Annotated in this window: 7 protein-coding genes; 4 read left to right on the forward strand and 3 right to left on the reverse strand. The window is 67.5% G+C overall.

Annotation, left to right across the window (positions count from 1 at the left end; genetic code table 11):
* The first annotated feature begins 171 nt into the window (after positions 1–171).
* The 4 genes from CGX12_RS17965 to CGX12_RS17980 all read left to right on the forward strand — a co-directional run bounded on the left by CGX12_RS17965 (position 172) and on the right by CGX12_RS17980 (position 5,198).
* A complete protein-coding gene (locus CGX12_RS17965; protein ID WP_094041213.1) occupies positions 172–3,285 on the forward strand; it encodes an efflux RND transporter permease subunit in 3,114 nt (1,037 codons plus the stop codon).
* A gap of 593 nt (positions 3,286–3,878) precedes the next feature.
* The gene (locus CGX12_RS17970) at positions 3,879–4,073 is read left to right on the forward strand and encodes a hypothetical protein (RefSeq protein ID WP_094041214.1); all 195 of its coding nucleotides are present in this window, start codon (positions 3,879–3,881) and stop codon (positions 4,071–4,073) included.
* 36 nt (positions 4,074–4,109) lie between these two features.
* Positions 4,110–4,376, forward strand: coding sequence for a hypothetical protein (locus tag CGX12_RS17975; RefSeq protein ID WP_094041215.1), 267 nt, complete (start codon positions 4,110–4,112; stop codon positions 4,374–4,376).
* A gap of 72 nt (positions 4,377–4,448) precedes the next feature.
* Complete coding sequence (locus CGX12_RS17980) at positions 4,449–5,198, forward strand: DUF6969 family protein (protein ID WP_217898207.1); 750 nt, start codon at positions 4,449–4,451, stop codon at positions 5,196–5,198.
* A 189-nt stretch (positions 5,199–5,387) separates the two neighbouring features.
* Here the strand turns inward: CGX12_RS17980 and CGX12_RS17985 are convergent, their stop codons facing one another.
* The 3 genes from CGX12_RS17985 to CGX12_RS17995 are packed head-to-tail and all read right to left on the reverse strand — an operon-like array spanning position 5,388 to position 8,840.
* Entirely contained in the window at positions 5,388–7,562 is a 2,175-nt protein-coding gene (locus CGX12_RS17985; RefSeq protein ID WP_094041216.1) for a dihydrolipoyl dehydrogenase family protein, read from the reverse strand.
* On the reverse strand, positions 7,559–8,374 hold the full coding sequence (locus tag CGX12_RS17990) for a sterol desaturase family protein (protein WP_094041217.1): 816 nt from the start codon (positions 8,372–8,374) through the stop codon (positions 7,559–7,561). The genes CGX12_RS17985 and CGX12_RS17990 overlap by 4 nt, the downstream gene beginning before the upstream one ends.
* A 10-nt stretch (positions 8,375–8,384) precedes the next feature.
* Positions 8,385–8,840 (reverse strand): TIGR04282 family arsenosugar biosynthesis glycosyltransferase, encoded by a 456-nt coding sequence (locus CGX12_RS17995; RefSeq protein WP_254918340.1) that lies wholly within the window; start codon positions 8,838–8,840, stop codon positions 8,385–8,387.
* Between the last annotated feature and the right edge of the window lie 4 nt (positions 8,841–8,844).

The following is an 8,844-nucleotide window of genomic DNA, read 5'->3' on the forward strand; positions in this document are numbered from 1 at the left end:
CATGGAGCAGGACGCCGGCCACGGCCATGCCGGTCACGGCGCCGCTGCCATGGAGCAGGACGCCGGCCACGGCCATGCCGGTCACGGCGCCGCTGCCATGGAGCAGGACGCCGGCCACGACCACGGTGGCCACGGCGAGCATGCCCATGCGGCGCAGGGAGGGCACTGATCATGCTGAACGCAGTCATTGCCTGGTCGCTCAACAACCGGCTGATCGTGCTGATACTGACCGGGCTGCTGGTGATCGGCGGCCTCCAGGCGGTACGGCAGACACCCCTGGACGCCATTCCGGACCTGTCGGACGTGCAGGTCATCGTCTATACCGACTACGCCGGCCAGGCGCCCCAGGTGGTGGAGGATCAGGTCACCTATCCGCTGGTGACCGCCATGCTGTCGGTGCCCAAGGCCAGCGTGGTGCGGGGCTTTTCCTTCTTCGGCGCCTCTTTCGTGTACGTGATCTTCGAAGACGGCACCGATCTCTACTGGGCCCGGTCGCGGGTGATGGAATACCTCAACGGCGCCGCCGGCCAGTTGCCGGCGGGCGTCACGCCCAGCCTGGGGCCCGACGCCACCGGAGTGGGCTGGGTGTACCAGTACGCGCTGCAGTCCGACCGGCACGATCTGGCTGAGCAGCGCACCCTGCAGGACTGGTTTATCCGCTACCAGCTGACCCAGGCCCAAGGCGTGGCCGAGGTGGCGACGGTGGGCGGCTTTGTGCGCCAGTACCAGGTGGTGGTGGATCCGGTGCGGCTGCGCGCCTATGGCCTGTCGTTTATGGAAGTGGCCGAGGCCATCCGCCAGAGCAACCTGGACGTGGGCGGCCGGGCGGTGGAAATGAGCGAAACCGAATACATGGTGCGGGGGCGCGGCTACCTGACCGGGGTGGCGGATCTGCGCCAGATAGTGCTCAAGGCCAGCCAGGGCGTGCCGGTGTTGTTGGGGGATGTCGCCCGCATCGAGCTGGGCCCGGATGAGCGGCGCGGCCTGGCCGAGCTCAACGGTGAGGGGGAAGTGGTCGGCGGCATCGCCGTGGCCCGCTACGGCGAGAACGCCCTGGCGGTGATCGACAACCTCAAGCAAACCCTGGCCCGGCTGGCGCCGGGCCTGCCCGAGGGGCTGGAACTGCTGCCGGTGTACGACAGATCCGAGCTTATCCAGCGCGCCATCGACAACCTCAGCCTCAAGCTGCTGGAAGAAAGCCTGGTGGTGGCCCTGGTGTGCTTCGTGTTCCTGCTCCATGCGCGCAGCGCCCTGGTGGCCATCGTCACCCTGCCGCTCGGCATCCTGTTCGCCTTTATCTGCATGCGCGCCCTGGGGCTGGGCAGCAACATCATGAGCCTGGGCGGCATCGCCATCGCCATCGGCGCCATGATCGACGCTTCCATCGTCATGATCGAAAACGCCCACAAGCACCTGGAGCGGGCGCCGCCGGGCAAGTCGCGCCATGCCATCATGCTGGAGGCCTGCCAGGAAGTGGGTCCGGCGCTGTTCTTCAGCCTGCTGATCATCACGGTGTCCTTCCTGCCGGTGTTCGCCCTGGAAGATCAGGAAGGACGGCTGTTTTCGCCGCTGGCCTACACCAAGACCTTCGCCATGGCCGGGGCCGCCCTGCTGTCGGTGACCCTGGTGCCGGTGCTGATGCTGATGTTCGTGCGCGGCCGCATCATTGCCGAGCGGCGCAACCCGGTCAACCGCTTGCTGATGTGGCTGTACCGGCCCTGGATCCACGGCGTACTGCGCTGGAAGAAGCTGACCCTGCTGCTGGCGGTGGCGGCTTTGGTGAGTACTTGGTGGCCCTATGCCCGGCTCGGCAGCGAATTCATGCCCAGCCTCAACGAGGGCACCCTGCTGTTCATGCCCGCCTCGCTGCCGGGCATGTCGGTGACCAAGGCGGCCGAGCTGGTGCAGACCCAGAACAAGATCATCAAGAGCTTTCCCGAGGTGGCCTCGGTGTTCGGCAAGGCCGGGCGGGCCAACTCGGCCACGGATCCGGCCCCGCTCGAGATGTTCGAAACGGTGATCAACCTGAAACCGGAGCGGGAGTGGCGCCCCGGCCTGACCCTGGACGGGCTGATCGCCGAGCTGGACCAGGCGGTCAGCCTGCCCGGCATCGCCAACGCCTGGACCATGCCGATCAAGGCGCGCACCGACATGCTCTCCACCGGCATCCGGACCCCCATCGGCATCAAGGTGTTCGGCCAGGATCTGCAGGAGATAGAGCGGCTGTCGCGGCAGATAGAGGCGGTGGTGCGGCAGGTGCCGGGCACCAGCAGCGCCTTCGCCGAACGCCTGACCGGGGGCTATTACCTCACCATCAGCCCGGATCGGCGCCAGCTGGCGCGCTACGGCCTGAGCATGGCCGAGGTGCAGTCGGTGATCGCCGCCGCCCTGGGCGGCGAACTGGTGACCACCACGGTGGAGGGGCGGGAGCGCTTCGGCGTGAGCCTGCGCTACCCGCGCGAACTGCGCGGCGACCCGGACACCATCGCCCGCGAGGTGCTGGTGGCCGGCATGGACGGGGCCCTGATCCCGCTCGGCCAGCTGGCGGACATCCGCATCGAGCAGGGCACGCCGGGCATCCGCACCGAAAACGGCCTGCTGTCGGCCTACATCTACGTCGACATCCGCGAGCGGGACATCGGCGGCTACGTGGCCGAGGCCCGCCAGGCGGTGCAGGAGCAGGTGTCCTTCCCGCCCGGCTACTACGCGGTGTGGAGCGGCCAGTTCGAAAGCATGGAACGGGCCATGGAGAAGATGAAGCTGGTAGTGCCGGCCACCCTAGCGCTGATCTTCCTGCTGCTCTACCTCAACTTCCGGCGCCTGACCGAGACCCTGATCGTGATGCTGTCGGTGCCTTTCGCCCTGATCGGCGGGGTCTGGCTGCTGTGGTGGCTCGACTACAACCTGAGCGTGGCGGTGGCGGTGGGCTTTATCGCCCTGGCCGGGGTAGCGGCCGAGACCGGGGTGATCATGCTGATCTACCTGGATCAGGCCTGGCAGACGCTGTGCCGCCAGTGCCGGGCGGAGGGGCGGGCCCCGGCGGCGGCCGATCTCTATGCCGCCGTCATCGAGGGCGCGGTGGAGCGGGTGCGGCCCAAGATGATGACGGTGGTGTCGGTGATGGCCGGCCTGCTGCCGATCATGTGGGGCACCGGCACCGGCTCCGAGGTGATGCGCCGCATCGCCGCCCCCATGGTGGGCGGCATGGTGTCCTCGACCATACTGACCCTGCTGGTGATACCGGCGCTCTATGCCTGGATCAACGAGCGGCGGCTGGCGCGCTGAAGTGGACCTATGTTGTGGCGCGCGGGCGCCCCAAAACCCTCGCGCCCGGATCGTTGTCGGCGCCCGTTTACGTGGCGCAAACCGGCGGCTGCGCGGTTTGGGCCTGGCGGAGCGCAGGCGGCCCGCCTGCATTCGCGCGCAGCGCGAACCCTCGGATTTGCCTGCTACACAGCGGGTTAAAAAAGCTCGGGGCCGCCGGGTTGTGCCGGCTAAAGCGGCACCTACAGCGGCACTTACAGCTGTGCCTACAGCTCATTAAGGGCAGAACAGGCATCGCGGCTTGGGCCGTGCCTTCGCCCACCTCAGTGCCTCCTTCATGCGGGCGGGCCGCCCGCGCCCCAAAACCCTCGCGCCCGGATCGTTGTCGGCGGCCCGTTTACGTGGTGCGAACCTCACCCGTAGGTGCCCGTTTACGTGGCGCAAAGGGGGCTCCGGGTGATTTTTTTTGTAAGAACCGGCGGGGGTGGCGCGACTTAGTGGGTAACCGTCAGGCAAGAGCGTGATGACGGCAGGGCAATCATCCAGGTTGTCCCGGCCTCGGGGAAAGCGATGACTTTCCGGAGGCCGCCAACTCAAGAGAAAGGGGAAGCATCATGAAAGCGATCACTTCACTTATGCTGGCTGCCGTGTTCGCCCTGGGAGTTCTGCCCGCGCAGGCGGCGATCCAGGCACCGGATCAGCCGACCATCCAGACCCTGTCATCACGGGGCGATGGCGTGGATAACCGTCATTGCATGCTAATGAAAAAAAGAGGGGCAAAACTGCCCGGGTACTGCGGGCCCCAATAAGGCTCGTTACCGGTGAAAAGTTTAAGGAGAAATCACATGTCTCAATGCCAGTCCCATTATCGATTGACCCCGGTGGCCGGCGTGGTGTCGGCGTCCCTGCTGGCCCTGTCCCTGGCGGGTCCGGCCCAGGCCGTGACGGCGGCAAGCCTGGACGGGCAACTGGTCGCCATGAGCAAAAAGCCCTGCGCGGCCAATCCGTGCGCCGCCAACCCTTGCGCGGAGAAAAACCCCTGTGCGGCCAAGAGCCCGTGTGCCGCCAACCCCTGCGCGGCCAAGAACCCGTGCGCCGCCAAGTCGGCATAAATCGGCCATGGTCAGCAGGCGGAGCTCCCGGGAGCTCCGCCTTGCCTTCAACAACAGGGAAAGGATCTCATCATGTCCGACAAGCTTGATACGCCATTGCCGGCCCCGGCCATGCCCCTGGCGCGGGATCAAAGCCCTGAGGAGATCGCCACCATGATACTGGCCGGCCGGCGGATCCGTGAATGCTACCGGGTGCTGAAGAAAGGCGGCCTCAATGTGGTGGGCGAGGTGCTGAAAGGGCAGGGCACCTTCTATGAAATGACCCATTATCCGCTGGACGACGTGTTCGACGGCGACAGCCACAGCCAGTATTACTACCATGCCCATCGCGGCGGCGGACTGGAGCACGGCCATTTCCATACCTTTCTGCGGGCCCCCGGCATGCCGCCGGGCAGCGAGGTGCTGGATGAGCCGGGCGCCACCGAGCCCTGGCCGAGGGGCGATCAGGCCATCGCCCACCTGGTGGCCGTCTCCATGGACGGCTGGGGCTTTCCCAAGGGGTTGTTCGCCTGCAACCGCTGGGTGACGGGAGAGTCCTGGTATCCGGCCCGGACCGTGGTGGCCATGCTGGACCGGTTCTCGATCGATCACGCCAACCCGTCCTGGCCGGTCAACATCTGGCTGACCCAGATGCTGGTACTGTTCCGGCCCCATATCGAAGCCCTGCTGTGGCACCGGGACGAAGCGGTGGCCGAGTGGCGGCGCCGCCATCCGGGCGAAGACGTGTTCGAGGATCGACGGCTCGAGATCACCGGCTACCTGCCCATCTCGGTCGACGACTGGCTGGCCGAGCTGCAGGCGGAGCTGGACAGTTCATCATGATGTTAGATCGCCATATAGTTTAAAAATCACGCTGTCGGGTGCAGAGCTACTCCTGCCACTCTTGCCGGCAGGAAAACCCCGCCGTTTGCCGATGGGCGCCTTGCTGGTGGAGCGCAGGCGGGCCGCCCGCGCCCCAAGACTTCATGCGGGCGGGCCGCCCGCGCCCCAAGACCCGTGCTCCAAGGATCGTCACAGAGGGCCCTGCGGTTGCTTGCCGCCCCGCCGCCAGCCGTGATAGCGGGCCAGCCAGGCCAGCAGCCGCTGCGGGGCATGGGCCTTCTTCCACTCGCCGGCGGCGTACTTGTTGGCCTCGCTCAGGGTGGGGTAGATGTGGATGGTGGCCAGCAGCTTGTTGAGCCCCAGATGGTGGCGCATGGCCAGCACGTATTCCGCCAGCAGCTCGCCGGCGTGCTCGCCCACTATGGTCACCCCCAGTATCCGGTCCTTGCCCGGCACCGTCAGCACCTTGATAAAGCCGTGATCGGCGCCGTCGGCAATGGCCCTGTCCAGATCGTCCAGCCCGAAGCGGGTCACCTCACAGGCGATGCCCCTGTCCCTGGCCTCGGCCTCGGACAGGCCGACCCGGGCCACCTCCGGATCCACGAAGGTGCACCAGGGGATCACCGAGTAGTCCACCTTGAAGCGTTTGAACTGGCCGAACAGGGCGTTGACGCTGGCGTACCAGGCCATGTGGGCGGCGGTGTGAGTGAACTGGTAGCCCCCGGCCACGTCGCCGGCGGCGTAGATGTTGGGGTAGAGGGTTTCCAGGTAGTCGTTGGTCTCGAGCCGTTGCTCGGTGTCGATGCCCAGTTGCTCCAGGCCGTAGCCGGTCAGCCGGGGGCGGCGGCCCAGGGCGACCAGCAGATCGTCGAATTCCAGCGCCACTTCCCGGTCGTGATGGCGGACGACCAGCTGCTTGCCCCGGTCGTCCTGCTCCAGCCGCAGCGGCTGGTGGCCGGTCAGCACGGCGATGCCGTCACGGGTGAGGGATTCCTTGACCAGATCGCTCACTTCCTGGTCTTCCTTCGGCATCAGCCGGGGGTTGCGCTGCACCAGGGTCACCTCCGATCCCAGCCGGGCCAGGGCCTGGGCCAGCTCGCAGCCGATGGGGCCGCCGCCCAGCACCAGCAGCCGGCGGGGCGGGCTGTCCCGTTCCGCCAGGGCCTGCCACAGGGTGTCGCTGGTGAGATAGCCCACCTCTTCCAGCCCCGGCAGCTCGGGCACCAGGGGCTCGGCCCCGGCGGCGATGATAACGGAGCGGGCGGTCAGCCGGCGGCGGCCGCCGTCGTTGAGATCCACCTCCACCGTCCAGGGATCGAGCAGGCGGCCATGGCCCTGCAGTACCTCCACCCCCAGGGCGGTGTAGCGCTCCACACTGTCGTGGGGCGCTACCTTTTGGATGACTTCCTGCACCCGCGCCATCACCCGCTTGAAGCTGAACTCGGGCTGGGTGGCACAGAGGCCGTAGCGGTCGGCGTGGCGCATCTGGTGGGCCAGCCTGGCGCTGCGGATCAGCGCCTTGCTCGGCACGCAGCCGGTGTTGAGGCAGTCGCCGCCCATCTTGCCCGCCTCGATCAGGGTGACCCTGGCCCTGACGGTGGCGGCGATGTAGGCGCTGACCAGGCCGGCGGCGCCGGCGCCGATCACGACGAGATTGCAGTCGAAATGGCGGGGTTTTTGCCAGCCCTGGTAGACCCGGCGGCGCTGCATCAGGCGCACCAGGCTCCGGGCCAGCAGCGGAAAGATGCCGAGCAGGGCGAAGGACAGCCACAGGGCCGGGGAGAGGATGCCGCCGAGCGAGTCTAGGGCGGCGAGCTGGGTACCGGCGTTCACATACACCAGGGTGCCGGGCAGCATGCCGAGCTGGCTCACCCAGTAGAAGCGGCGGGCGGGAAAGGGAGTGAGCCCCATCAGCAGGTTGATCAGGAAAAAGGGGAACACCGGCACCAGCCGCAGGGTAAAGAGGTAAAAGGCGCCGTCCCTGGCAATGCCGTCATTGACTGCCTTGAGCCGGTCGCCGAACCGCTGCTGCACCTGGTCGCGCAGCAGGAAGCGGGCCACCAGCATGGCCAGGGTGGCGCCCAGGCTGGAGGCGAAGGACACCAGCACCAGCCCCTGCCAGAGGCCGAACAGGGCGCCGGCGGCCAGGGTCATGATGGCGGCGCCGGGCAGGGACAGGGCTGCCACCAGCACATAGAGCAGGAAGAAACCGGCGGCGGTAAGCCAGGGCGCCTGGCCGCGCAGGGCGGCGAATTCCGCCTGGTGCCGCTTGAGCGCCTCCAGGGTCAGCCACTCGTGGCCGCCCAGGGCGAAGAAGAGCAGGGCGAGCGTCAGTAACACCAGCAGCAGGATAAGCTTTTTCATTTGGGCTCCTTGCGCTGGCGCCAGGGCTGGGTCAGCAGGCGGTCCAGCCTGAGTTCGGCCGGGTCCTGGAACTCGTTCAGTCCTATGGTCATGCGCCGGTGGCCCGCTTCGGGCTGGGCCCGGTAGGTGCCCAGCAGGCGATCCCACCAGGGCAGGTTGAAGCCGAAGTTGCTGTTGGTTTCCCGCGGGATCACCGAGTGGTGCACCCGATGCATGTCCGGGGTGACCAGCAGCAGGCGCAACCAGGCATCGAGCCGGGGCGGCAGCCGGACATTGCCGTGGTTGAACATGGAGGTGGCGTTGAGCAGCACCTCGAACAGCAGCACCGACAACGGCGGCGCCCCCAGCAGGATGACGATGCCCAGTTTGATCCCCATCGACAGCAGTATCTCCAGCGGATGAAAGCGCAATCCGGTGGTGACGTCGATGTCCGGATCGCTGTGGTGCAGGCGGTGCAGCCGCCACAGCCAGGGCAGGGCGTGGAACAACCGGTGCTGCAGGTAGATGATAAAGTCCAGCACCAGCAGGGAGAGCGGCAGGGTGAGCCAGAGCGGCAGCGGCCACCACTGGAACAGTCCCCAGCCGCGCTGCTCCGCCAGCAGGGCCCCGCCCACGGCGGCGAGCGGAAACAGCAGCCGCAGCAGCAGGGTATTGATGGCCACCAGCAGCAGGTTGGCCGGCCAGCGGCGACGGCGTGGATAGCGCCGGCTGCGGCGCGGGGCGAGCACTTCCCACAGCATCATCAGCAGCAAGATGCCGGCGAAGGCGCCGAGCCGGAGCAGGGGTTCCTGGGTGAGTACATCGTCCGGCATCGGGGCCTCGTCAGCGATCGAACAGGGCGGCGCCCAGCCACTGGGAGGGCAGCCAGAACAGGTCGTCGGGCTCGTCGATGTCGCGCAGGCACTCGCCCTGGTGGAAACACCAGCCGAGTTCGCGGATGCGCGCCCGGGTGAGTTCGGCGACCCGGTCGGTGCTCCAGGGAATGTCCTCGAACAATCGGGGGGAGAAACGGCGCAGGCCGAGCAGGGCGTAGCCGCCGTCGCAGGTGGGGTGGAACATCGCTTCGCATTGGCCGAGGCGGTGGGCGGCCGCCTGCAGCAGGGCGGGGTTGAGGTGCGGGCAGTCGGTGCCTATCAGCAGTAGCTGCGGGTTTTGTTGCAGGCCGCGCCGGGCCGCCCACCGCCTCGGGCAATGCGAAGCGGTGTTCCACCCCACCTGCGGCGGAGGCCACGCCCTGCACGGCCTGCGCCGGTTCTCCCCCCGATTGGTTGTGGCCATTCCC

The organism is Zobellella denitrificans, assembly GCF_002237365.1.
GTDB lineage: Bacteria > Pseudomonadota > Gammaproteobacteria > Enterobacterales > Aeromonadaceae > Oceanimonas > Oceanimonas denitrificans.